Source organism: Stenotrophomonas sp. GD03654 (assembly GCF_029845105.1).
Classification (GTDB): Bacteria; Pseudomonadota; Gammaproteobacteria; order Xanthomonadales; family Xanthomonadaceae; genus Stenotrophomonas; species Stenotrophomonas africana.
This window is the reverse complement of record NZ_JAOCLC010000050.1, coordinates 12306-33539: the sequence shown is the minus strand read 5'-3', so window position 1 is coordinate 33539 and position 21234 is coordinate 12306. Positions and strand designations below refer to the sequence as shown.

26 protein-coding genes are annotated in these 21234 nt (G+C 63.1%); 15 read left to right on the top strand and 11 right to left on the bottom strand.

Annotated features, from left to right (window positions below):
• The first annotated feature begins 25 nt into the window (after positions 1 to 25).
• A complete protein-coding gene (locus tag N5J73_RS17195; RefSeq protein ID WP_049449309.1) occupies positions 26 to 400 on the top strand; it encodes a MerC domain-containing protein in 375 nt (124 codons plus the stop codon).
• A 95-nt stretch (positions 401 to 495) separates the two neighbouring features.
• Here the strand turns inward: N5J73_RS17195 and N5J73_RS17190 are convergent, their stop codons facing one another.
• Positions 496 to 780, bottom strand: coding sequence for a metal-sensing transcriptional repressor (locus N5J73_RS17190; protein WP_049449310.1), 285 nt, complete (start codon positions 778 to 780; stop codon positions 496 to 498).
• A gap of 48 nt (positions 781 to 828) precedes the next feature.
• Here N5J73_RS17190 and dmeF point away from each other — a divergent pair, with 48 nt between their 5' ends.
• Positions 829 to 1791, top strand: a complete 963-nt coding sequence (gene dmeF / locus N5J73_RS17185) for a CDF family Co(II)/Ni(II) efflux transporter DmeF (protein ID WP_049449312.1) — start codon at positions 829 to 831, stop codon at positions 1789 to 1791.
• Between the two features lie 84 nt (positions 1792 to 1875).
• Here dmeF and N5J73_RS17180 read toward each other — a convergent pair whose 3' ends face one another.
• Positions 1876 to 2160: a hypothetical protein gene (locus tag N5J73_RS17180; RefSeq protein WP_049436996.1), complete on the bottom strand. Its 285-nt coding sequence runs from the start codon at positions 2158 to 2160 to the stop codon at positions 1876 to 1878.
• Positions 2161 to 2250: 90 nt separating this feature from the next.
• On the opposite strand from N5J73_RS17180, the gene N5J73_RS17175 reads away from it, so the two are divergent.
• From N5J73_RS17175 to N5J73_RS17165, 3 genes are all read left to right on the top strand, one after another.
• Positions 2251 to 2667, top strand: coding sequence for a hypothetical protein (locus N5J73_RS17175; protein ID WP_049449314.1), 417 nt, complete (start codon positions 2251 to 2253; stop codon positions 2665 to 2667).
• A 127-nt stretch (positions 2668 to 2794) separates the two neighbouring features.
• The gene (locus N5J73_RS17170; RefSeq protein ID WP_141097638.1) at positions 2795 to 3469 is read left to right on the top strand and encodes a hypothetical protein; all 675 of its coding nucleotides are present in this window, start codon (positions 2795 to 2797) and stop codon (positions 3467 to 3469) included.
• Positions 3470 to 3653: 184 nt separating this feature from the next.
• Entirely contained in the window at positions 3654 to 4496 is an 843-nt protein-coding gene (locus N5J73_RS17165) for an MnmC family methyltransferase (protein WP_049449315.1), read from the top strand.
• Positions 4497 to 4499: 3 nt separating this feature from the next.
• On the opposite strand, the gene N5J73_RS17160 is transcribed toward N5J73_RS17165, so the two are convergent.
• Entirely contained in the window at positions 4500 to 5468 is a 969-nt protein-coding gene (locus tag N5J73_RS17160) for a polysaccharide deacetylase family protein (RefSeq protein ID WP_049449318.1), read from the bottom strand.
• A 96-nt stretch (positions 5469 to 5564) separates the two neighbouring features.
• On the opposite strand from N5J73_RS17160, the gene N5J73_RS17155 reads away from it, so the two are divergent.
• A complete protein-coding gene (locus N5J73_RS17155) occupies positions 5565 to 6707 on the top strand; it encodes a hypothetical protein (RefSeq protein ID WP_049449321.1) in 1143 nt (380 codons plus the stop codon).
• Here N5J73_RS17155 and N5J73_RS17150 read toward each other — a convergent pair.
• On the bottom strand, positions 6704 to 7366 hold the full coding sequence (locus N5J73_RS17150; RefSeq protein ID WP_049449323.1) for a hypothetical protein: 663 nt from the start codon (positions 7364 to 7366) through the stop codon (positions 6704 to 6706). The genes N5J73_RS17155 and N5J73_RS17150 overlap by 4 nt on opposite strands.
• A gap of 133 nt (positions 7367 to 7499) precedes the next feature.
• On the opposite strand from N5J73_RS17150, the gene N5J73_RS17145 reads away from it, so the two are divergent.
• On the top strand, positions 7500 to 8180 hold the full coding sequence (locus N5J73_RS17145; protein WP_049449325.1) for a hypothetical protein: 681 nt from the start codon (positions 7500 to 7502) through the stop codon (positions 8178 to 8180).
• 85 nt (positions 8181 to 8265) lie between these two features.
• Here the strand turns inward: N5J73_RS17145 and N5J73_RS17140 are convergent, their stop codons facing one another.
• Both N5J73_RS17140 and N5J73_RS17135 read right to left on the bottom strand, forming a co-directional pair.
• Positions 8266 to 8439, bottom strand: coding sequence for a hypothetical protein (locus N5J73_RS17140; RefSeq protein WP_005412082.1), 174 nt, complete (start codon positions 8437 to 8439; stop codon positions 8266 to 8268).
• A 9-nt stretch (positions 8440 to 8448) separates the two neighbouring features.
• Positions 8449 to 9261 (bottom strand): alpha/beta hydrolase, encoded by an 813-nt coding sequence (locus N5J73_RS17135; RefSeq protein ID WP_049449327.1) that lies wholly within the window; start codon positions 9259 to 9261, stop codon positions 8449 to 8451.
• Between the two features lie 227 nt (positions 9262 to 9488).
• Between N5J73_RS17135 and N5J73_RS17130 the strand changes: the two genes are divergently transcribed.
• Complete coding sequence (locus N5J73_RS17130; protein WP_049449328.1) at positions 9489 to 9968, top strand: nuclear transport factor 2 family protein; 480 nt, start codon at positions 9489 to 9491, stop codon at positions 9966 to 9968.
• Positions 9969 to 10044: 76 nt separating this feature from the next.
• On the top strand, positions 10045 to 10437 hold the full coding sequence (locus N5J73_RS17125) for an XVIPCD domain-containing protein (RefSeq protein WP_049449451.1): 393 nt from the start codon (positions 10045 to 10047) through the stop codon (positions 10435 to 10437).
• 3 nt (positions 10438 to 10440) lie between these two features.
• On the opposite strand, the gene N5J73_RS17120 is transcribed toward N5J73_RS17125, so the two are convergent.
• The 4 genes from N5J73_RS17120 to N5J73_RS17105 form a co-directional block, all read right to left on the bottom strand.
• Positions 10441 to 11385 (bottom strand): XVIPCD domain-containing protein, encoded by a 945-nt coding sequence (locus tag N5J73_RS17120; protein ID WP_049449330.1) that lies wholly within the window; start codon positions 11383 to 11385, stop codon positions 10441 to 10443.
• Between the two features lie 9 nt (positions 11386 to 11394).
• A complete protein-coding gene (locus tag N5J73_RS17115) occupies positions 11395 to 11907 on the bottom strand; it encodes a hypothetical protein (protein WP_049449333.1) in 513 nt (170 codons plus the stop codon).
• Positions 11908 to 12193: 286 nt separating this feature from the next.
• On the bottom strand, positions 12194 to 13339 hold the full coding sequence (locus N5J73_RS17110) for a YncE family protein (RefSeq protein ID WP_049449334.1): 1146 nt from the start codon (positions 13337 to 13339) through the stop codon (positions 12194 to 12196).
• 166 nt (positions 13340 to 13505) lie between these two features.
• A complete protein-coding gene (locus N5J73_RS17105) occupies positions 13506 to 14432 on the bottom strand; it encodes an XVIPCD domain-containing protein (protein ID WP_049449337.1) in 927 nt (308 codons plus the stop codon).
• A gap of 215 nt (positions 14433 to 14647) precedes the next feature.
• Between N5J73_RS17105 and N5J73_RS17100 the strand changes: the two genes are divergently transcribed.
• From N5J73_RS17100 to N5J73_RS17090, 3 genes are all read left to right on the top strand, one after another.
• Positions 14648 to 15520 (top strand): hypothetical protein, encoded by an 873-nt coding sequence (locus tag N5J73_RS17100; protein ID WP_049449339.1) that lies wholly within the window; start codon positions 14648 to 14650, stop codon positions 15518 to 15520.
• 64 nt (positions 15521 to 15584) lie between these two features.
• Positions 15585 to 16304, top strand: coding sequence for a hypothetical protein (locus N5J73_RS17095; protein WP_049449341.1), 720 nt, complete (start codon positions 15585 to 15587; stop codon positions 16302 to 16304).
• Positions 16301 to 17731, top strand: a complete 1431-nt coding sequence (locus N5J73_RS17090) for an XVIPCD domain-containing protein (protein ID WP_049449343.1) — start codon at positions 16301 to 16303, stop codon at positions 17729 to 17731. Before N5J73_RS17095 ends, N5J73_RS17090 begins: the two co-directional genes overlap by 4 nt.
• Before the next feature lie 188 nt (positions 17732 to 17919).
• Here the strand turns inward: N5J73_RS17090 and N5J73_RS17085 are convergent, their stop codons facing one another.
• A complete protein-coding gene (locus tag N5J73_RS17085; RefSeq protein WP_049449345.1) occupies positions 17920 to 18519 on the bottom strand; it encodes a hypothetical protein in 600 nt (199 codons plus the stop codon).
• 212 nt (positions 18520 to 18731) lie between these two features.
• On the opposite strand from N5J73_RS17085, the gene N5J73_RS17080 reads away from it, so the two are divergent.
• From N5J73_RS17080 to N5J73_RS17070, 3 genes are all read left to right on the top strand, one after another.
• A complete protein-coding gene (locus N5J73_RS17080; RefSeq protein ID WP_192840575.1) occupies positions 18732 to 18947 on the top strand; it encodes a hypothetical protein in 216 nt (71 codons plus the stop codon).
• A gap of 484 nt (positions 18948 to 19431) precedes the next feature.
• Entirely contained in the window at positions 19432 to 19800 is a 369-nt protein-coding gene (locus N5J73_RS17075; protein ID WP_049449348.1) for a hypothetical protein, read from the top strand.
• Between the two features lie 766 nt (positions 19801 to 20566).
• Entirely contained in the window at positions 20567 to 21178 is a 612-nt protein-coding gene (locus N5J73_RS17070) for an HNH endonuclease (RefSeq protein ID WP_160314193.1), read from the top strand.
• Positions 21179 to 21234 lie beyond the last annotated feature (56 nt).

Sequence of the window (21234 nt, the reverse complement as noted above, 5' to 3'; positions counted from 1 at the left end):
ATTGTTGAGCAAGGAAACTCCCCCGATGAAGTCGCCTTCTGCCGCCCTGCTTGATGCCGGCGCGGTCGCCCTGTCCAGCCTGTGCCTGCTGCACTGCCTGGCGCTGCCCCTGCTTGCCGCCGCGCTGCCGCTGTTCGGCACCTGGGCCGAAGCGGAATGGGTCCACCTGCTGTTCGTGGCCATCGCCCTGCCGCTGACCGGCTACGCGCTGTGGCGGGCCGAGCGCCGTCACCCGCTGCCGGTGTTGGCCTGGGCCACCGCCGGCGGCGGGCTCGGCCTGCTGCTGGCCGGCGCACTGGCCCTGCCCTTGCATGAATGGGAAACGCCGATGACGGTCACCGGCAGCCTGCTGCTGGCCGCAACGCATATCTGGAACGCGCGGCACCGGCACGCAGGGTAGAGTCGACTGTTAGTCGACTCTCGCGCGAAGCGCGGGATCTCATGCCGCCTGGGCGAAGAGCAGTCGACTGACAGTCGACTCTCCCCCCCCTCGGCCTATTTGCCGTACCGGCGCAGCAGCTCTACCAGCACCGCGGCCTCGTCCGCCCGCTGCTGCGGGTCATCGGCACCCACCACGTGTTCCTGCAGGTGCTCGTGCAGCAGCTCCATCAACAGGCTGTGGGCGGCACCGCGCACGGCGGCGACCTGCACCAGCACGTCCGCGCAGTCACCCGCTTCCCCCTCGGGCGTGTCCAGCGCCTGCTCCAACGCCGCCACCTGACCTGCGATGCGGCGCACCCGGGTCAGCAGCTGCTTTCGATTCCTGTGTACATGCGCCATGGCGGGATCATATACCCTATGGGGGTATCCACTCCAGCTCCCGCCACCATGCATTTGGACGCCCTCGCCGCCGCCCGTCGCCACGAACACCGCTTCGACGACGGCAACCCGCTGGCCGAACGCAATACCCGCCGCGCCCTGTGGCTCACCGTCGGCATGATGCTGGTGGAGATCGTCGGCGGCTGGTGGTTCAACTCCATGGCCGTGCTCGCTGACGGCTGGCACATGAGTTCGCACGCGCTGGCGCTGGGCCTCTCAGTGTTCGCCTACCGCTGCGCGCGTCGCTACGCGCACGATCCGCGCTTTGCCTTCGGTACCTGGAAGATCGAGATCCTGGCCGGTTACACCAGCGCCATCGCCCTGCTCGGCGTCGCCGCGCTGATGGCCGTGCAGTCACTGCAGCGGCTGTGGGTACCGGCGCCGATCCACTACAACGAAGCCATCGCCATCGCTGCGGTCGGCCTGGGCGTGAACCTGCTCTGCGCATGGTGGCTGCACGACAGCCCGGGCCACGCGCATCACCACCACGGGCATGACCATGGCCATCCTCATGGGCATGACCACGAACACGGCCACGCGCACGGTCACGACCTCAACCTGCGCTCGGCCTACGTGCACGTGCTGGCCGACGCCGCCACCTCGGTGCTGGCCATCGTCGCCCTGCTCGGCGGCAAGCTGCTGGGCCTGACCTGGCTGGACCCGGTGATGGGCCTGATCGGTGCCGTACTGGTCACGGTGTGGGCGATCGGCCTGCTGCGCGACAGTGGCCGCATCCTGCTTGATGCGCAGATGGACGCACCGGTGGTGGCCGAAGTGCGCGAAGTGATCGAACAGGGCCCCTGGCCGGCGCGCCTGGCCGACCTGCACGTCTGGCAGGTCGGTCGCGGCAAGTACGCGGTCAGCGCCAGCGTGGTCACCAGTGATACCAACCTGGATGCCGATACCGTGCGCAACGCACTGGCGATCCATGGGGAGCTGGTGCACGTGACGGTGGAGATCCACCGCAGCTGATTCTGTCCGACTGCCGTCGCACTTGTAGAGCCGAGCCATGCTCGGCTGCCGCCGGCATCAGCCGAGCGTGGCTCGGCTCTACAGTCAGAGCTTCAGCATCATCCGCAGCAGGTACATCAGCAGCGGCAGCGCGCTCAGCACCGCACCACCGATGCCGATCCACGGCCAGCGCTCGCCGCGCACGCGCGAAGCCACCGCCAGACCGCAGCCCACCAGTGCCGCACCCAGCACGCCCACGCCCAATCCCGCAGCCATGCCATTACCGCCTGCGGCCACGGCCGCCTGCGCAGCCAATGTGCCCGCGCCCCAACCCACAGCGATCCCCAGCCAACTGGCCACGCCGCACCACGGTGCCTTGCCCTGCGCCATCCGAAAACCCCTGTGTTCTTGCCGAATTTCTGTACGGGCCGTGCCCGCATGCTGCCTACACTAGCCGCACCTGCCTTGTAGGGACATCCCATGCGCACGCTCCGCCTGCTGCTGCCCGGTGCCCTCCTGCTGCTCACCGCCTGCGGTGGCGACGCCGGGCTTCCTTTCAGCGCCGACCCGTTGCAGGGCTGCTTCGCCACCGGCGCGCGCAAACCGGCCGATTTCCGCATCGACAAGGAAGGCGGCCAGTACTTCGTCTCCTTCAGCCGCGGCGACCAGTGGCAGCGCGAGCCCAATGCGCTGCACAAGGCCACCCGCAGCGAGATCAGCCGCTACTTCCGCGATGACGCCGAACAGATCGACAGCGCATTGATCCGCATGGCCGGTGGCTTCGGCATCTTCCACTTCAACAAGGGCGCGACGCTGAAGGGCAAGGCCAGTGATAGTGACTACATGGCGCTGATGCTGATCGGGGCTGGGCCGGTGTATGCGGTGAAGTGCGATTGAGCGATGGATCAACATTCAAACTAGTAAGAACAGTTTGAAATCTGGTCAATTACGGTGCGGGTCACAATCTGAAAACTGAACATTGTTGAGCCTAGTGTCTCCGCAACCGTAGAACGGAGACGCGCAGATGAGTAATCGCAAACTGATCCTGTGTCTGGCAATCGCCACGGCCTCGCCTGCATTCGCAGAAACACCATTGAGTGTCGACAGAACGGAGCTCAGCGCCAAAGGAGAGATCATCATTGTTCGCCGTACAACTTGGCCAGACTTCGATGGGGGACAGATTCAAGTTGATCAGCATCTGAAGCCTGATGGATTTGGAAGACTGATCTATCGATACAGCGACCAGTCGGAGGCGACCAAGCTCTATCACCAAGCTTTCTGCCTTTCCATGGATATGGAACCATCTCAAGGGGAAGGGACGATTGAAGGGCCGGCAGCAGGCTGGGTATGCACTCGCGAAAACACCCCTGGAAATCCGACCTCAAAATTGAATTCGAAGAGTATTGACTGGGTTACGGCAACTGCGCCGAATGGACGTGTTCCTGTGGGCGTCTCCTATTTCTCAATAGGCCAGATGAACGCAGAGAGCTCCGTCGCGGGAGCCCGAACAGCCAAGATCGGCATTGACAACGGCAGATGCTACCTTAGCGATACACGTCATTATTCATCCCCCTTCTATCTCAGCGAGGGAATTGGCGTCATTTGCACCGTAATGGAGTCACGATTCGTGAGCACCTCGCTGGACGTGTGCATACCAAGGCAATGCGCTTCCAATCGCGGAACTCAGTTCGCCCAGTAGGCAACTGATTTTAGGCGGCCTTCAGCCTTTCACTGAAGGCCGCGTCGCGGCACCCCGTCATACTGATTAGCTGCACATGCCCCATAGACCGTTGTTTTCAACGACCATGGTCATAAATCACTCTTTCAACCCATCATGCGCCCTGCGGTACCATGCCCTCCCCCGAACCGCCCCGGTACCCGCCGTGCCCCATTACACCGGCCCCCTGCTGACCCGCGACAGCGCCGAGATCCTGCGCCGTGCCCATGACAAGGGCGCTGCCGACTGGCAGGGCTCGCTCGACCTCGGTCGCAGCGAGGACAGCGTGGCGCTGGATGCCGACGGCTTCCACTTCCGTGGCCAGCCCTACCCGTGGCCGGGCAAGCTGAAGGACCGCACGCTGTACTACTGGGACGGCGAGCACTTCGCACCGATCTCGCGTTACAGCGGTTCGCTGATCAAACTGGTGCCGACCGAATGGGGCGCACCGACCTTCGAGATCGACGGCATCAAGATGCTGCCGACCTCCAAACTGTCACCGTTCGAGGACGCGCGCCGCAAGGTCGAGCTGGTCGCCCCGGCCGGCAAGGTCATCCTCGATACCTGCGGTGGCCTGGGCTACTTCTCCGCCTGCGCGCTGGAGGCCGGTGTCGGCCAGATCCGCTCGTTCGAGAAGAACGCCGACGTGATGTGGCTGCGCACGCTCAACCCGTGGTCGCCGGATCCGGACTCGGCCGCGGCCGGTGGCCGCCTGCAGTTCCGCCACGGCGACGTCTCGCAGCAGATCGAACAGGTGGCCAGCAACAGCGTCGACGCCATCCTGCACGACCCGCCGCGCTTCGGCATCGCCGGCGAACTGTATTCACAGGTGTTCTACGACCACCTCGCCCGCGTCATCCGCAAGGGCGGGCGCTTGTTCCACTACACCGGCGCCCCGAATAAGCTGACCAGCGGCCGCGACGTGCCGCGTGAAGTGGCCAAGCGCCTGGAAAAGGCGGGGTTCAAGGCCGAACTGGCGCTTGACGGCGTGCTGGCCGTCAGGCGCTGAGCTTCATTCCGAATCCACCTTGGCCAGCTTCATCACCCACGAAGGCACCTCAGGTTCACCGGCGTAGAAGTCCTTCGGTTTCTTCTCCGCCATCGCCCAGCGGTGCAGCCAGCTCGGGCCGTAGCGGCCACTGTAGCCTTCGGCCCCGCGTGCATAGGCCGGGTCACGCATCGCCTCATCCAATGAAATGAAGCGATAACCCCGGCGCTTGGTCGCCGCCACCAGTTCGGCAAATGTGGCTGCATTGAGTTCGTTCGCGTGCATCAGCCAGACCTGCGGCAGCGCGTAGCCCAGCAGCGCCAGCGACTGCTTCTCGTAGTAGTCCAGCTTGTTCAGCATGTACGGCACATAGCCCTTGCGCAGCTGTGCCAGCGTCGCCTCGCGCGCCGGGGAATCGGGCTGCTCGTTCATCACGTTGGCATAAGCGAATGCCCACACCCACTCGCCGTTGTCGACCGTCACCGGCGCCACGCGGTAGCCATGCTGCTTGAAGAACAGGTCCATCTCCGCGCGTTCTTCCGGCGTGCGCCCGGCACGCAGATAGGGGTGACGCATCCACTGCGGTTTCAGTCCGCGCTCGGCCAGCAGCGGCCGCAGCACCGTCTCGCCACGCAGGAAATCCTGCTGGAACGCAGGCACGCCCTTGGCGTTCAGATCCATGTGCGAGTAGGTGTGGTTGCCCAGCACATAACCGGCGTCCAGCCAGTCGCGCAGCATCTTCACCCGCGCCGGCTGCACCTGCCCGTCGATCTCAAGCTTGTTCCCGTTGACGAAGCCGACCACCGGCACACCCGCCTGGTGCAGCTGCGCCATCAGCGCTTCATGCCGCGACTGCAGGTCCGGCGGAACGATCTCGTCCACCCGCGCCCAAGGCAGGTCGTCGATGGTCACCGCGATCCGGCGATCCACCTCGTTGGCGTGTACCGCCAACGAGCACAGCAGTAGCGGTACAGCGCGCAGCAACCAACGCATTGGCTTCTCCTCACCTAAACTGTAGGGATTACCCTGATTCCCGTGACAGGCTGTTTGGACGACGATTCATGCTCAGCCAACCAGACCAGGGTTTTCATGGACAAAACAAGCAGAACAAACGAATCTTCCTGGCAGACTGACCTAAAGGAAATCGCGGCTACAATCCGCGAGAATACGTCGTTCTTTGTCGGAGGCATTGTATTTCTCTGCGGCGCATCCATCGCGAACTTCTGCATGCAGGAACGAATTGCCATCAATGTCCTTTCCTCTGACTTCGTAGCATTCATACCGCTCTTCTTTGCAATCATCATTGTACTGATTGCCGTGATCGGCGCATTCCTTGGCTACATCTGCAAATTGGTAATGGAAGGCGCTGCCAAGAGCAAGAGAGGCCGGCTCATGGCCGTCGCCATCATTCCGGACCGCGGCTCTTTCTTTCGAAGGCCAGTTCAGAATTTCGTGAAAAGTAACTCGCCCCAATGGCTTCTTCTCCTCTGGTCGCCAGGGCTGCTCTTCACCGCCGCGGCCACAGGGATGCTCCTTTTCAATACAGATGATACGGCGTCCGTAATCATCATGATCCTATGGGCGCTCACCAGTCTTTCGGTACTAACGCTGTGTGTCCGACTGATACGCCGACCTCACCGGCATCGCTTCAAGCATTCCTCAATCCTCTTGAATCTTCCTTCGGGCATCCTGCAAGTTCTCGCCATGTTTCTGGTTGCTTTTGTAGCCGCCAATGCCGCTGATGGAGCTGGGTACGGCACAGTCATGGTTCTCCTGACTATTGCCCTGAGTACGTTGCTTGTTGCGCTTCTGCAATTCGCTACCGTTCTGGCAATCGTGCGCAGCAGCCACTTTGGTGTAGTCAGGCAAGCATTCTGGGGAGGACTACTGACGGTCTCACTGGCGTGCATCTTTCCCACTACGTCCGCCCCCATCACGCGCGCAATCCTGAGCATGGGCAGCACTGGAACAGCGGGATGTGTTCGCCTTGCGATCGATGCTCAGGCCAAGCCAATGGCATCGCTAATTGACCGAACGCTACAGCGCGACGCGCCCGTCGTCTGGACGAAACCCTTGGGTCGGGTCATCCCATTCGGTGAATCACTGCAGTTGAAGCTTGCGGGAGAGTCTTCTCCTGTCTATATGCTCGATCGGAAGGATCTGCGTCAGAGCCTGTCGTGCAGAGAGGCCGATGACATGATCAAAGCGGATGCCAGGCATTCCAGGCCCTAGCATTCTCCTGGCGCATCTCGAGACTTGGCCCTCACGATCGTCCGCCACAGCGTGAATCCCGCCGCCATCGCCATCAGCATCAACGCGGCCAGCACCAGCGCCAAGTCATCGGGATTACGCAGCAGCGGGGCATGCTCATGGGTGAGGATCTCGAACACGACCTGCTGCGCCTGTGCCAGCGGCAGCCGGCCCTGTTCGCCCAGTTCCACCAGGCACGCCGCTGGGGACAGCTTGGCCACGCTGGTCCATGCCATGTCGTACAGGTGCAAGGCCCTGAGGGCCAGCGCCAGGATCGCGGCATGCAGCGCCATCACCCCCCAGTTGGCGCGTCGCAGGCGTTCCGACACGCGGCCCAGCCGGTAGACGCTGATCGACATCGCGCCCAGCAGCGCCAGTACCACGCCCGCCATCGGAATCCACTGCAACGGTTGCCACGGTGCAAGCGCAGCGGACCGCGCCAGCAGCTGTTCGGCCACCTGCATGCGCGCGACCGGATCGGGCCCACCGCATGCGTCATCCACCGGCTCCAGCAGCAGCCCCACGCGGTAGTGGAAGAAGCCGGCTGCAAGGGCTACCGCCAGCAGCGCCACCACCTGCAGTGCCAGCAGGATCGGGCCGGGACCACAGATGCGACAGAAGCGGGCAGCAGCAGAGACCATCGGTTCATCCGTGACAACAAAGGACCATCCTAACCAAGCGCCCTGTGATTGTCGGCGGGCGGATACGACAACCGCCGCGTGGTCCCGGTAGGATGTGGATGAGCATGGATGGTCGTATGTAGAGGTGTTGTGGATGGTCACGCTGTATCTGTGGGTGCGAACGCTGCTTCCGCTGCTGGCGTTCGTGATCGCGTGGGTGCTGCTGTCGCGTCTGATCAAGGCCCGCGTGGCGCGCCTTCCACGCGTTCCCTTGAACCTGCCCGAGCACAGCAGCAGCCCGCGCAGGAAGGACCGGCGCATCTACGCACGCAAGCTGCGGCGCAGACCGGGCCTGCGCACCGCAACGCGCCCGGCCACCGCGCCGCGCAGCTGGAACCTCGCCGCGGTGTTCGTTTCGTTCTCTGCGTTGATTGCCGCCGTGCTGGTCATGCCGGATGGCGCGCGCTTCCAGGTGATGGTCGAGAGCCTCACCGGCTACCCGGCCACGATTGCTGAAGTACATGTTCCCGCTGCCGGGCAGCCCCTCGTGCTGCAGGCGTGGCAGCCAGCGCTTACCCAGCTGTCACGGCCGGTAGCAATGCGCTACCCGATCGGGCGCACCGGCGGCCAGCATGACGCGCACGCCACGCTACCGGTACAGGTGAGGCATCAGGGTGATCGGCTGCAGGTGGCTACGGCCGTGCCGGTGGATTCCGCGCTGCTGCGTGCAGAGCTTGCACGCTTGGCGGGGCTGCCGACGGAGGCGGTCACGGTTCGACAGATGACGATTGCGCCGTGGGCGGAATCGGGTTGGACGCCGGTGGCCGACCGGTAGAGCCGAGCCTACGCTCGGCTGCTGTTGCCCGCCGAGCAAAGGCACGCGCTGCGCGCGCAAGCCGAGCATGGCTCGGCTCTACCGATCAGGATCCGCGCGGCAGCTTCGCGGCCCACATGTTGTCCACCAGATTCGGATAACGCCGGCCATTCTCTTCCGCCCGCTGCCGCGCCGCCTCTTTCTGTGCAGGCGACAGCGGCTGCGAGGTCTGGCCCTTGGGATTGGGCTTCTTCCACGGGGGTGTCTTGGTCTGGCGCATGGCCGCAGCTTACCGCTTCAGGAAGTTCAGCAGCGCCAGATTGAAGCGATCCGCATGGCTGGTATTGCAGCCGTGCGGCGCGCCTTCAAGGATCACCACTTCGCTGCCCGGAATGGCCTGGTGCGTGCGCTGGCCCGAGCCTTCAAACGGCACGATGGCGTCACTGTCACCGTGCAGGATCAAGGTTGGCACCGTGATCTTCTTAAGGTCTTCGCGGAAGTCGGTGGTGGCGAACGCCTTCATGCACCCCAGCGCTGCGTTCTGGTCGGATTGGTGGCACAGCGCGATGGCCGCCTGACGCGTCTCTTCAGTCACCATCAGCTGGCCATTGGCACTGAAGAAATCGCGGGTGAAGCCATCGAAGAAGGCTTCGCGGTCCTTCTCCAGACCGCTGCGCATTTCATCGGCCTTCTCCTGGGTGAGCGGACCTTCCGGATTGTCGTCACTGCGCAGCAGGAACGGCGGCACCGCCGCAGCAAACACCACGCTATGCAGGCGCTCCTGCCCGTGATTGGCCACATAGCGCGCCACCTCACCGCCGCCCATCGAGAAGCCGACCAGGGTGACGTCGCGCAGGTCACGCTCCTCGATCAACCTGGCCAGATCTGCCGCCAGCGTGTCGTAGTCGTAACCTTCTGCCGGCTTGTCAGAACGGCCGAAGCCACGGCGGTCGTAGCTGATCACCCGGTGCTGCGCGTCGCGCAGGATCGACACCTGCGTCTTCCAGGCAGCGGCGGACAGCGGCCAACCGTGAATCAGGATCACAGGGCGGCCGTCGCCACCGGTGTCTTCAACGTGCAGGCGGATGCGGGAAGCAGGCATGGGAGCTCCTGTGGAAGGGGAGAATTTCAGACTATGGGCCGGCCCCTATCGCGACCGTGATGGAATCGCCGGTCGCCATGACATCCCCTGCACAGACGACGGCCCCAACGCTGAAGCCGAGCTGCCAATGCGGGCGTTCACTCCGTGGAAGGGCTGTTTCGTCGGACGCTGGCTGCAGCGCCCCAAACGCCATGCGAGCCTGCGTGAACCCTCCTTGGAGACTCGCCATGCTGCTGCTCACCCTGCCCCTGCTGGCCGCCGGCCTCGCCGCCGCACCCGTGTCCTCCGATGACCTGCGCGAGCAGATCCGCCAGGCCGACACCCAGCTGTTCGCCGTCGCCTTCGAGGCCTGCGATGCCGACAAGGCCGCCGCGATGACCACCGAGGACATGGAGTTCTTCCATGACAAGGACGGCAAGTCGGCCAGCAGCCGCGAAGACTTCCGTCGCAGCGTGGCCCACATGTGCAGCAATGCGCGCAAGGGCGGCTGGAGCCTGCGCCGTGAGCGGGTGGAGCCTTCGCTGCAGGTGTTCCCGCTGCATGACGATCGCGCACTGGAGATCGGCGACCACCGCTTCCACGAACGCGGCAAGGACGGCGTGGAGCGCTGGGTGGGCCAGGCCCGCTTCATACAGGTCTGGCGTCGCGTGGACGGGCGTTGGCTGGCCGAACGGGTGATCAGCTACGACCATCGGCCGGCGGACTGACCCCTCGGGCGCGCTTCACGGGCCGGATCTATACTTGGGGGGTTCACCCACGACCCACCGCTACCGTTCGATGGCCATGGCAGAGATCACCCCCAACCACCCCGACTACGGCCTCAACCAGCAGATCCGCCAGGGCGTGGCCGCACTGGATGCCCAGCACGGCCGTGCGTTCGACCAGACCAGCGAACGCCTCACCGCCAGCCTGACCGTGCTCGCCCGCGAGCAGGGCCTGCAACAGGTCGACCACGTGCTGGTCAGCAACGCCACGGCCCAGCATCCGGCCGGGCACAACGTCTTTGTCGTGCAGGGCGACCCGGCCAATCCGGCGCACCTGCGCGCGATGATGCCGACGGCTGTGGCGGCGCAGACGCCGGTGGAGCAGTCGATGCAGAAGTTGGGGGTGGGTGGGCAGCCGCAGGTCGAGGTGCAGGCGCAGGAAATGCAGAATCCTGCGCCGCGGATGGGGTGAGCGTCAGCCCATCCGCATGACGCTGGGCTCCTGCACGACCGGTTGAGGCTCCAGCGCCGCCGCACGCAACTGCGCCTGCTGCCCATGCTCCAGCTGTTCCACCCGGGCGAGCGATTGCTCGACAGGAGACTGCGCAGCAATCACGGTGTCCATGGAAATCCGCGTATGCGCCGGATTGCCCGGATCACCCTCGATAAGGAAGATCCGCTGGCCTGCGCCGGCGTCCGCAGTAGCCTGGCTGAGCACCACGTGATCCACCCGCTCGATGCCGTTTTCCTTCGCCAATGCGAGTAGGCTCACAGAAATGCGCTCGCTTGCATCGTCATAGGCGCGGCCATGCTGCTGGTCTACTCCCGCCACCTTGCTGCGAATGGACTCCAGCAGCTCCCTGTCCTTCTGCGGAAGATGCTGCTCACTGATCAGGCGTTGCATCAGCGTCCGCTCCGGCATCGGATTGCGCACTTCCTTATTCAGCTCGCTGTCCGGAAATGGCGCGCGGATGCTGCGGATCGCATCCACGTTGTCCAGCGGCTTGAGGTTGCCCTCGAAGCCCTTGCGCTCCATGCCCAGGATGTTATGACGATGCAGGCCCGCGTGATTCAACGCCCCCCAGGTGAAGTCGATGCAGCTGTTGCTGGCGCCGTTGTAGTTCATCTCAAAGCCGTGCTTCGCAGGGGCGTTGCCAAAGGCCAGCAGCTTGTCGTACTGCTCCTTGGAGATCTCCATATCGCGCCGGTAGATCGGCTTCTGGTATTGATCTGCATCATTGGTGTAAACCTTGCCCGGGCCACTTCGGGCGCCATGCTCTTCCGGCGCGAATCCTAGGCTGTGGCTCGTCTTTCCATCGGAGACCGTGTAGTACACATGCCCGGCCATGGAGGTTCCGCCAGCCCGCAATGGAGTTCCGGGGGCGGCAACGTAGATGGAAACAATGTAGCGATCATCCATGACGTACTCCTACTTTGCGCGGTGTGTGTAAGCCAACTGCAGTTCCGAAGGAACAGCCTGCAACCCGGCGGCCGATGACAGCAAGCGAAGGTGCAGGCGGTAGTGGCCGGGTTTCACCTGCTCGGCCCAGGCGAAGGTCAGGGTACGGTAGTACCCGCCCGGCTCTGCCAGGCCAGCGTCCACCAGCGACCTGTCGTCAGCGCTGTCGGGTACCACACCGGGTACACGACCCTCCGGGCCGACGGCGACTACTTCAGAAGGCTCAAAGCCATTGAACTGGCGGCGCGTCAGCGGCACCGGCTCAGTACCAACCTGCTCGACACGTTCAAGCAGCACTTCAGCCGGCAGTCCCTCGTGCACGAGGCGTTCGGCAGCCTGCGCTACCTGTGCGTCATCCTCGCCTTTCACGCGCAGGCCGATCAGCAACGTGGGGGCAGCGTTCGGGCCGGGCGGTGTCAGTTCAAAATCGACCACCATCGGTTCATGCATGGCGGTGACCGGGAACGGTCGGATGATCGGCACGACGTTCTCCTGAGCTGTGGCCGCGCGGGTTTGGGGTGCGGGGACCGCGGCGGGTTGGCAGGCCGCCAGCAGAACCAAGCATGCAGCGCTGGCCGTCCTCAACAGGTAATTCCGAAGTGTCATCCATGGACCTCGTCTGTAGCGTCTTCTGAAAATCTACACCAGGTGCGTAAGCCACAACGTGATGCCAGCTGGATTCCAGGGCATCGGACTGCGCCGTTCAGGTGAAAATGAAGAAGGGCGGGACGCATCGCCCTGCCCTTCCCTCTCACGCTGCCGAACAGCCTTACAGCTGAATCCGCGCCACGCTCTCGTCAGCGCCCTTGTCATCCTTCTCGCCGTTCTTGATGCTCACGAACAACACGTTGTTCTTCGCATCCAGCGCCAGGCTGTTCGGGTGGGTCGGCACCGTGTAGGTGGCCACCTTCTGGTAGCTGTCACTGTTGTAGGCGGTCACCGTGCCGGCTTCGCGGTTGGTCACGTACAGGCGCTTGCGCGGTGCATCCAGCAGGATGCCCAGCGGGCCGGCGTCGGTCGGGATGCTGGCCAGTTCCTTGCCGGTGCTGCGGTCGAGCACCAGCACGCGCTGGCCCGGGTGCTTGCTGACCAGGCCGCTGCTCTTGGCCTGGTAGCCACGCAGGAATTCCGAGCCCTGGTCGGTCACGAACAGGCGCTTGCCAGCCGGGTCCAGCGCGATGTTCATCGGCTGCTCGGCGGCGATCTTGTGCTGTGCCACCACCTTGTTCGAATCGGTGCCCACCACCACCAGATCGGCCAGCAGGTTGCTGGTGTAGACGCGCTTGTTGGCCGCATCCAGTGCCAGGCCCGGCGCCTTGGCATTGCCCAGGCCGTCGATGGTGTTGATCACCTTCAGCGTGGTGGTATCGATCACGAACAGCACGCTGCTCACGTCCGGCTGGCTGCTGTGGCCGGTCACGTACAGGCGGTTGCCCGCACTGTCGACCACCAGCTCGCGCAGGTCGTGAGTGTAGGCGGCCTTGCCATCCTTGCCGGTCTTCTTCTCCATCAGCTGGATGGTGCCGACGGCCTTGTTCTGCGCGGTGTCGATCACCGTCACCGACAGGTCCACGGTGTTGCCCACGTACAGGCGGTTGTGGGCGTCATCCAGCACCACGCCGAACGCCTTTCGCTCCAGCGGGATGCGGGTTTCCACGGCCAGCGTGGTCGGGTTCAGGCGCAGCACCTGGGCCGGGCCGGCGTCATCGCCGAAGCCGCCGGAGGAGGCCACGAACACGGCGTTCTGCTTCGGGCTGTAGGCCAGCTCGTACAGGCCCTTGGCCACGGCCTGGCGCTGCACGGCGGCGGTAGCACTGGCGGCGGGTGCGTTGTCGGCGAACGCCGAGGGCGCGCCGAGGCTGAGCGAAACGGCAACGGCCAGCGCGGCCGAGCGGAAAAGAGGATTACGGAACATGCGAGCGTCCTTGAATGGGCACGGGAAGGTGTCCTGGCTCGCTGGGCCGTACTGCGACGGCCCGCCCCGCATCTGTCTGCGCAGGGTGGGCTGGCTGGGGTTGCGGGGGAATGGTAGCAGGTGGGGGGCGTGGCGTGCGCCGGCGCGCGTATGGCAGGCGCGCGGGTTACTGCTCCTTCAAGCGAAGCGAATCGGCCACATCGGTCTTGGCCGCCACTTCTGTAGCGATGCTGGCGCGGCGGTGCCCCGGGTCGTTGCGATCGCCCTGCACGATGAAGATGCTCTCGGCTGCATGACTGCTTTTTGTCGGCCGGCTGAGCAGCACGTGGTCCACCCGCGAGAGATTGTTCTGCTTGGCCAGCACCAGCAGGCTGGCGCTGATGCGCTGGCTGGCGGCATCGAACGGGCGACCATGCGCCGCATCCAGCTCGGCCACTTTCTGGATCAGCTGCGAGAACAGACGATGGTCTGGATGCGAGGGGTCCAGCAGCGTGCCGGCCACTTCGATCGGCGTCGGCGGCGGCTCATCGCTGGCGCGGTCGCCCTGGCGATGACGCTCGGCCTCGCGCTCGGGCATCGCGTGATGGGTTTCGGCATTCAGATCGCTGCCCGGGAACGGCGCGGCAATGCACTGTATCTCCGGCAGGTTGAACAGCACCGCGAACTCACCCAGGTTGCTGCCGCCATCCAGCGGTGCCGGTAGCGGATGCAGGCCGGCGTAGTGCAGCGCCGCCCAGACGAAATCGCTGCAGCGGTTGATGGTGGCCGGGCGATCCACATCGAATTCGAACTCGGCCGGCTCCTCGGCAAAGTCACGCAGGCAGCCGTAATGCTCCTCGGTGATTTCCAGGGTGCGGCTGTAGTACGGGTCCAGATGTTCATCGGCATCGTCGTGGCGCACCTGCGCGTACTGCGCACCAGTGGGGGCTTCACCCGGCGCGTGGCGCGGCGGTGCGAAGCCGTAGCTGTGGGCCTCGTCGCCCGCGGCCACCTGCAGGTACATATGGCCGCGCGGCGAGGTGCCCCCACTCTTCAGCGGGGTGCCGGGGGCGGCCAGGTACAGCGTTGCGGTGTAGCGTGTTGCCTGCTCCATGCCTGTTCAACCTTGATGGGTGCTGCGGTCCTGGCTGGATGATGGCATAGGTGGGATGGGGGGCAGGTGGAGGAATAGACGACGCCGATCGCGACTTGCTGAATATGTGAGCCAGCGTGCAGTAATCGCCCTGCGCGTGAGCGAGATCCCGGCTGCGACTGGAGCTTGCCATTCCACCGTTCTATAGTCGTTTCGATCATGCAAGGGAATCGCCCATGAGCAGAGCACCGGCTTGCCGGCTTGCCTCCTTCGCCCTGGTGGCCGTGCTGAGCACCACCGCCTGCGCGAAGGCCCCATCCACGGAAAAGGACCCGAACGGAACCCCCATGTCCGAAACCGCAACCAGCCCACGTACGGTGGGCGGACAGACCTACACGACGCAGCCGGTAGAGGCTCGGCTTGGCCCGCACCGCTTCATGTTCCCGGCCAACCTCTACTACAACCAGACGGGCCCCCTAGCCGATGGGGGCGTCATGCTCACTGTGTTCTGGCCGGATTTCGATGCAGCGCCTCCCGGTGATCGCCCGGTGCGCAGCACGCAGGACAGCCGGCGGCAGGTGCTGGTCGAGCTTAGATACATCGATCGCGTTCCCATTCAGAACTATCTGGCACGTCGGTCCAGCAGTGAGGCCACCAGCGCACCGGGATCACTGGAGCGAAGGGACCCGGTAGAGAACCTTGCGCTGCGCGTTGCACAACCCGAACGCTGGGGTTTGACGCCGTATGCGATCAACCCATCGTTGATGGCAGCCTATGCGAAGGATTCGGAGGCTGCGCTGGGCAGACCTTACGTACACAACCCGGGGATGGAACCAGACTGGTATGTGGCCCGCTCGGCGGAGGGCCAACTGACAACGTTCATCAGCTGCGACCCGGAAGACCGGATTCCTGACGGACTTGTAGCTCAGGGAAAGACACTTGAACGCGCCGGAGAGGACCAGATCGCAATGTGCCGCCATTCCATCGTGGACGTGGACGACAGCATCGCCATCGAGATGAACTATGCACGCGTCATGCTGAGCGACTGGCAGCGTCTGGAAACCAGCGTGCGTGGTCTTCTGAGCCGCTATCGCGCTCAATCGCAATGAATGGAGATCCCGGCGTTCTTCATCCGGGTCGTACAGTACCTTCAACACCGTCAGGGACTCACCGATGGGCATCACAACGAAGGAGGCTTCGGTTTTGCTCTCCGTCATCATGACCAGATTGCTTCGGCCGCAGCTACCTCGAGCTATGCTGCGCGCGGCTCACATTGGTGCTCTTTTCGGACTGTCAGCCATGCTCACGCTGACATCTGCATGCGCGCGATCGACGGATACGTCTGCCCTCAATGAACGTGCCGCTGCCGCAGATACGCAGCCTGCCCGCATCTCCATGGCCGAGTTGCAGAAACGGATTCTTGCCTACGCCGATTCGCTCAGGTCAAGGGCGGACATCAGTCCGGACAAGCTCGGCACGGCGATCGGTGTCTCACTCGTGCCAGACGAAAAGGTCAGCATCAGGCATAGCGCAAAGGACCTAGCAACAACGGACGGCTATACCTATGGGGTGACTTATCTATCGGTTGAGTCGGCACGTGAATTCCCCAACCAAGAGGTGATCTTCTATCAGCTGGGCAAGCAGCCAGTGACAGATGCTCCGAATGGCGTGTGCTACTGGGAAGCAGAAAGTGCCGGACGAGCGCTCGAAGCCCTCGGATACAGGACCGGAGCAGAAGTGCCATTCCAGAGAGGGGGCATCAGGCAGTATTGGCGCCCGATCAGCGGTGGTAACCAGGGTATGGATGCCAGCCTATTAACCTATCGTTCCAACGAAGGCGATACCGCGAAAACCTGCGTCTACGCGGTCCAGTTTGGAGGAGGAGACAAATGAAGGGAATCGAATCCAGCGTCGAGCCACTATTGGCCGATCTACAGGCAGATAAGCAGCTTCCCAGTGGGGCAGAAGATGCGATCCGCCGCAGCATTGCAGGCTCCCCCTACCTCAATCACCTTCTGGCAAACGCAGCCACCAGCGGTCAGATCGGCCGGATTGCCGTCTCCTACGGACATCACAATGGCGGCCACTTCCAGGAGGGAGCGGATGGAAACCCACCAACGATTTTCATCAGCGCCTCCAATTTCCAGAGCGTAACCGGCGCCCGGCTTGAAGAACGACTTACCGAAGTGCTAGGCCACGAGACCATGCACGGCATCCTGGCTAAGGAACGCGCCGCAGCACTCAGGGACTTCAAGCAGACCTACAGCGAGGAACTGATCGCTTCACACGATTCTCGGTCAGGCTCGGTGAACCTGACCGAGCCGGTGCGCACGCTTCTGGACAAGGGACGACAGGACGAGGCACTGGCGGAGGTCTCGGGCCTGCGGGCACTGGATAGCCGATTCAGAGCGTTGAATCCAACCTTGGATGACAACGGACTGGAGGCAATGCTTGCGTCCCGCTCGCTCTCCCGTTGCATTCGAGCGGAGGGTGCAACCAGGAGCTTGGCGGATGGTATCTCATATGATGCGCTTGCCAAGCGCCCCAACAATGAGAGCGTCCAGCTCACCAAGGCCGTCGAGCAGTGCTTCTATGACGGCACTGGCACGCTGGGCCGGCACGGCGATTCCGACTACCGCAACTACTACGGCACCTATCCGCTATCAGTGATCGGGGCGAGCCATGCCTTCCTGGCTGAAGGTCGCCAACCCCCGGCCATCCGCATCGACCTGCATGAGCTTGGTCTGGACCCGAAGCAGCTTGAGCGCAATGGCCTCGACTTTGGCAGCGCAAAGATCCTGCCTGTTGGCGACTTCGGAAAGGGCGGGTTGGGCTGGGTGGAGCTGAAGAACACCGGCAGCACACACACCATTTCGCCACCGACGCAGAGCGTTGCAGATATGCAGTCCTCGCCCACCCACTCGCTCAGTCCAGCAGATCAGGCGCTGCTGGACCAGATTCGGAGCAAGGTGGAAGCACTGGACAAGGCCAACGGCCGAACCTTCGATGACACCAGCGAGCGTTTGTCTACCAGTCTGCTGGCCGCAGCCAAGGATGCCGGAATCACCCGCGCGGACCATGTTGTGCTGAGCAGACAGACAGATGCCTCCCCCGCCGCACATAACATCTTTGTGGTGCAGGGTGCGATGTCCGACCCTGCCTCCCTTCGCACTCACATGGCGACTGCGGAAGCCGCCCAGCGGCCAGTGCAGGAGAGCTTGAACCAAGTTGAGGCGATTGGTGAGCGCCAAGCGCGTGAGAGGTCAGCAGAAATGCAGCATGCGCAGGAGCAGCATCGGGCTTCGGCACCATCGATGTAGCTCGCGCGCCTCTCCCTGAGTGCGACTGTGTGGCGGCACTAACCCATCTGCATGCCGCCAGACGTTCGGGCCGCCGCCTCACGTTGCAGCGTTTTCTGGTGGACTTACTCAGTCACTCGCGTGTCAAGCTGCCGACTAGGGGCCAGCCCCTTCTAAAGGACTGTTGAGACTGGTGACTGTCCATAGCCCTATTTCACGTTGTAGTTGGCGACGAGAAGCTCGATGTTGAGATGTGCAACGTTTGGATTGCCCTGAAGGTTGGTCACCTTCAGCCGGTACTTCCCGGCCGCCAGATCCGCCGAATCAGCACGGGCCACCTCGTACTCCCTGTAGGCCAGGGACATGTCGTACTTTCCTGCATTGACCAGACTGTTCGAATCCGCGCCGACGGCGCTCCTGTATTCGTACACATCACCCTTGGCCGGTTGATATCGGTTGCCCTGCCGGACAGCAGGCAGATCGCGATTCAATACCTGCAGCGCTATGGGCGTGTCGGTGTCGCCCTCCAGCTTCCACAGCTGCACCTTCAGGGGAATCCGGGCGTCTTCAAGGAAGGCGACATCGCCCGGTTTCATATCCGGGCGCTTGGCGGGCCCGCCGGTACGGAACCCAATCAGGAATGTGCGAGGTCTGGGATCTTTCTCCCAAGGCGGCGGCAGTTCAAAACGCGCCTCTACCGTCGCACCTGCATGGACCAGGTCCATCGGCTTGGCGACAGGGAAACCATCGCCATATGTTTGGGGTGCCTGGGCGCCACAGCCGCCCGCGAGCAGGGGCAGCAGTACCATCCATGGCCTCAGTAGCTGTCGCATCCGTTCCTCGCATTCGGGCACTCACGTGTCGGCAGTTTATACACCGCACCGGCCAGGGGACCTGAACTGGCTTCACATTGCCCAGCGGCGGGATGGGGATTTCTGCCGGTGAACATTGCGTGGGCCAGTTCTGGTGTTAGCAGGCACGCGATGGTGCAGGCACTATTCCTGCAGTCAGGAGGGTGACAATGACCACGATAGACACCGCATGGCTGGAAGCGTTCGACAAGGAGCTTCTCTACCTGTTCGCCATCGACCATAGCGACGCCGGCATGGATGAGTACCTGCTGGGTTGCTACGCAGACCTTCCGCCGCGGGAGGCGGCGCTGGCCTTCGGCAGCGACTACGACCTGGAGCGCGACGATGCACTGTGGCCACGGCCGGGGGTGGCGCTGCAAAGTTAAGCCGTGTCGCAATCGGCCAACTTCGGATCTCAGCCATGCGGGCGGACTGTCGCTTTTGAGACCCCGATCATCTGCAAACCGTGCCTTTCAATGCGCATTCGGGCGATAACTTAACACCGGCCGAAACCACTGCACCGCAAGGGTTCTGCCACGCGCGCGCCATGCAACAATGCCGTAAGCGTCAGCATTTGCGGCCTCTGCGGCCTACGGTTTCTTGGCATCTCGCAACCATGCGAGTACACCTTGGCATGCCACCGGAAAAGGGTGGCGCGGGACTCGAAAACCCGTCTATGTACCAGATGTATGCGCTTGCCGGCCGGCGCCACCGTTCGTGTGGCGCCGGCTGGCAATCCGTTCGCGTTCCATGGCGGGCGGTGCGTGGGGATCTTCGGATCCGCCGGTCTGGTACATACCGGTTTTCGAGCCCGCACCGTCCGCCACCTTTATCGGTGGCGCTGCTATCTGTCCTGTACGGAGCACTGCCATGAACACATCGGACTTCCGTTCCCTGCACGCGCAGTACGATCCGGACAACGCCGAACCCGAGCGCGAACCGTCCGTCGATCCCAACGCCTTCGTCGCCACGCTGCACCGCATTGGAACCGGTGCAGCTGCGGATGGCCAGCCTTGGCCGGAACGGCATCAACTGCCTGGGCGTTGTCTTCAGCTGGCGGATGCGGATTGCGCGCTGGCCGGTCTGCGCGTGGTGGCGGAGCTGATGCTGGCTGCGGAGCGGACTCGGCAGAACGGTGCGCCCGAGGAGTACCTGGGGGATCGGGTTATGGAAGGGTTGAAGATGGCGTGTGTGGCGTTGACTGCGCAGGTGACTGAGCGGTTGCATGTGCGGGAGTAGCCCCCAAGGCTTGAACCTCAAGCAGTAGGCTGCAGGCTGTCGCCACAGCCCCATTATCCGTTCGCCTCTGATCTGCAGGACTTCCAATGAAGTCTCTGACGTACGCAGTACTGTGTTTGGCAGCGCTGATTGGCTCAGCGCTCGCCCACTTCCACTTGCCCAAAGGCGATTTGGAGCTGAAGACCTACCCCAAGGTCTCGGCTACCGAATTTTCTGTCATACGCCAGGAAGCCCTAAGCCTAGCGGCTGAAGATGCAACGCTCGGTGCCGGACGCTTTGAAGCAAGGTACTTCGAGCTCACTTGCCGAGGTGAGCCCGCCCTGCTGGTGGACAACTCCTCATCACAGTTGCTCATCCTAGGCTTCATAGGCCGAGCCCGTGAGACGCCTTGCGTTCAACCCTTACTCCAGCGCTGGAGTAGCCGACTACTTCCGGCCGATTAGGGCTTTGCAACTGAACTCCGCATACTAGATGCATCGACGGGCCTGAACAGTCTGCGGTTTGCGCTGACACACTACGCTCCTCCGCCCCAAGCCATTAGCGGCTCATTGTGTCGTTTACGGCATACTTTCCCCAGGAGCGCCGCGCGCGGTCGAGGATAGGGGAAGGTGTGAGCAGGTGGACTGACGACGAATTGGCCGCTGCCGTCGAGGCGTATCGCCAAATGGAGGCGCGTATCGCCAATGGATCAGGCCTCGAGAAAGCCAGGATCTACCGGGAACTTGCGGACTGCTACGGACGCACAGCCAAGGCGTGGGAGTACCGCATGCAGAATATCTCCCATGTTCTGGATCAGGCCGGCAAGCCATGGCTACCCGGGCTTCTTCCAGCATCGAACGTGGGTGCGAGGGTTGAGCCGAAACTTGCCAAGCTCCTCGGGCTTTCCAGTGAGATGCTCACGTCGGTCTCTGGTCCTACAAGGGGACTATTGGAGAAGGAGGCCAAAGCGGCAGAGGCATCTGGCAGTTTCTCCCCAACAGATGAGGTGGGCGAGAGGCGGCGTGTGCTGGCAGCTATCGTTCAGCGCCGCGGGCAACCTGCTTTCCGCAAGGCACTGCTGGACGCATACGGAGGACGCTGTGCAATGACGGGATGTGATGTGGTGGACGCGCTCGAAGCGGCCCATATCCGTCCGTACTCTGGCTCTTCGAGCAACACGGTGAACAATGGCCTACTACTCCGCGCTGACGTACATACATTGTTTGATCTCTACCTAATAAGCGTTGATTCGAAATCTCGCAATATCGTTTGTGCACCAGCGCTTCAGGCGTCATCGCATTTCAAATTTGCGGGTAGGAAGTTGGCATCTACGTCCGCCCTCGATAGCGAGGCCAATTCTGATGCCCTGGCTTGGCATAGAGCACAGTGCCCATGGTAATTCAGCGCATGGCCCCATCCCTCTCACCGACACTTCCTTATTAAATAAATCGACCC

Bases quoted from the DNA above. Each gene is read 5' to 3' on its own strand.
- N5J73_RS17195 (WP_049449309.1), top strand. From the start codon at position 26: ATGAAGTCGCCTTCTGCCGCCCTGCTTGATGCCGGCGCGGTCGCCCTG.
- N5J73_RS17125 (WP_049449451.1), top strand. From the start codon at position 10,045: ATGGCAGAGATCACCCCCAACCACCCCGACTACGGCCTCAACCAGCAG.
- dmeF (WP_049449312.1), top strand. From the start codon at position 829: ATGCATTTGGACGCCCTCGCCGCCGCCCGTCGCCACGAACACCGCTTC.
- N5J73_RS17095 (WP_049449341.1), top strand. From the start codon at position 15,585: ATGGGCATCACAACGAAGGAGGCTTCGGTTTTGCTCTCCGTCATCATG.
- N5J73_RS17160 (WP_049449318.1), bottom strand. From the start codon at position 5,468: ATGCGTTGGTTGCTGCGCGCTGTACCGCTACTGCTGTGCTCGTTGGCG.
- N5J73_RS17145 (WP_049449325.1), top strand. From the start codon at position 7,500: ATGGTCACGCTGTATCTGTGGGTGCGAACGCTGCTTCCGCTGCTGGCG.
- N5J73_RS17120 (WP_049449330.1), bottom strand. From the start codon at position 11,385: ATGGATGATCGCTACATTGTTTCCATCTACGTTGCCGCCCCCGGAACT.
- N5J73_RS17110 (WP_049449334.1), bottom strand. From the start codon at position 13,339: ATGTTCCGTAATCCTCTTTTCCGCTCGGCCGCGCTGGCCGTTGCCGTT.
- N5J73_RS17140 (WP_005412082.1), bottom strand. From the start codon at position 8,439: ATGCGCCAGACCAAGACACCCCCGTGGAAGAAGCCCAATCCCAAGGGC.
- N5J73_RS17135 (WP_049449327.1), bottom strand. From the start codon at position 9,261: ATGCCTGCTTCCCGCATCCGCCTGCACGTTGAAGACACCGGTGGCGAC.
- N5J73_RS17080 (WP_192840575.1), top strand. From the start codon at position 18,732: ATGACCACGATAGACACCGCATGGCTGGAAGCGTTCGACAAGGAGCTT.
- N5J73_RS17075 (WP_049449348.1), top strand. From the start codon at position 19,432: ATGAACACATCGGACTTCCGTTCCCTGCACGCGCAGTACGATCCGGAC.
- N5J73_RS17090 (WP_049449343.1), top strand. From the start codon at position 16,301: ATGAAGGGAATCGAATCCAGCGTCGAGCCACTATTGGCCGATCTACAG.
- N5J73_RS17085 (WP_049449345.1), bottom strand. From the start codon at position 18,519: ATGGTACTGCTGCCCCTGCTCGCGGGCGGCTGTGGCGCCCAGGCACCC.
- N5J73_RS17105 (WP_049449337.1), bottom strand. From the start codon at position 14,432: ATGGAGCAGGCAACACGCTACACCGCAACGCTGTACCTGGCCGCCCCC.
- N5J73_RS17170 (WP_141097638.1), top strand. From the start codon at position 2,795: ATGAGTAATCGCAAACTGATCCTGTGTCTGGCAATCGCCACGGCCTCG.
- N5J73_RS17180 (WP_049436996.1), bottom strand. From the start codon at position 2,160: ATGGCGCAGGGCAAGGCACCGTGGTGCGGCGTGGCCAGTTGGCTGGGG.
- N5J73_RS17130 (WP_049449328.1), top strand. From the start codon at position 9,489: ATGCTGCTGCTCACCCTGCCCCTGCTGGCCGCCGGCCTCGCCGCCGCA.
- N5J73_RS17070 (WP_160314193.1), top strand. From the start codon at position 20,567: ATGCAGAATATCTCCCATGTTCTGGATCAGGCCGGCAAGCCATGGCTA.
- N5J73_RS17155 (WP_049449321.1), top strand. From the start codon at position 5,565: ATGGACAAAACAAGCAGAACAAACGAATCTTCCTGGCAGACTGACCTA.
- N5J73_RS17175 (WP_049449314.1), top strand. From the start codon at position 2,251: ATGCGCACGCTCCGCCTGCTGCTGCCCGGTGCCCTCCTGCTGCTCACC.
- N5J73_RS17150 (WP_049449323.1), bottom strand. From the start codon at position 7,366: ATGGTCTCTGCTGCTGCCCGCTTCTGTCGCATCTGTGGTCCCGGCCCG.
- N5J73_RS17100 (WP_049449339.1), top strand. From the start codon at position 14,648: ATGAGCAGAGCACCGGCTTGCCGGCTTGCCTCCTTCGCCCTGGTGGCC.
- N5J73_RS17190 (WP_049449310.1), bottom strand. From the start codon at position 780: ATGGCGCATGTACACAGGAATCGAAAGCAGCTGCTGACCCGGGTGCGC.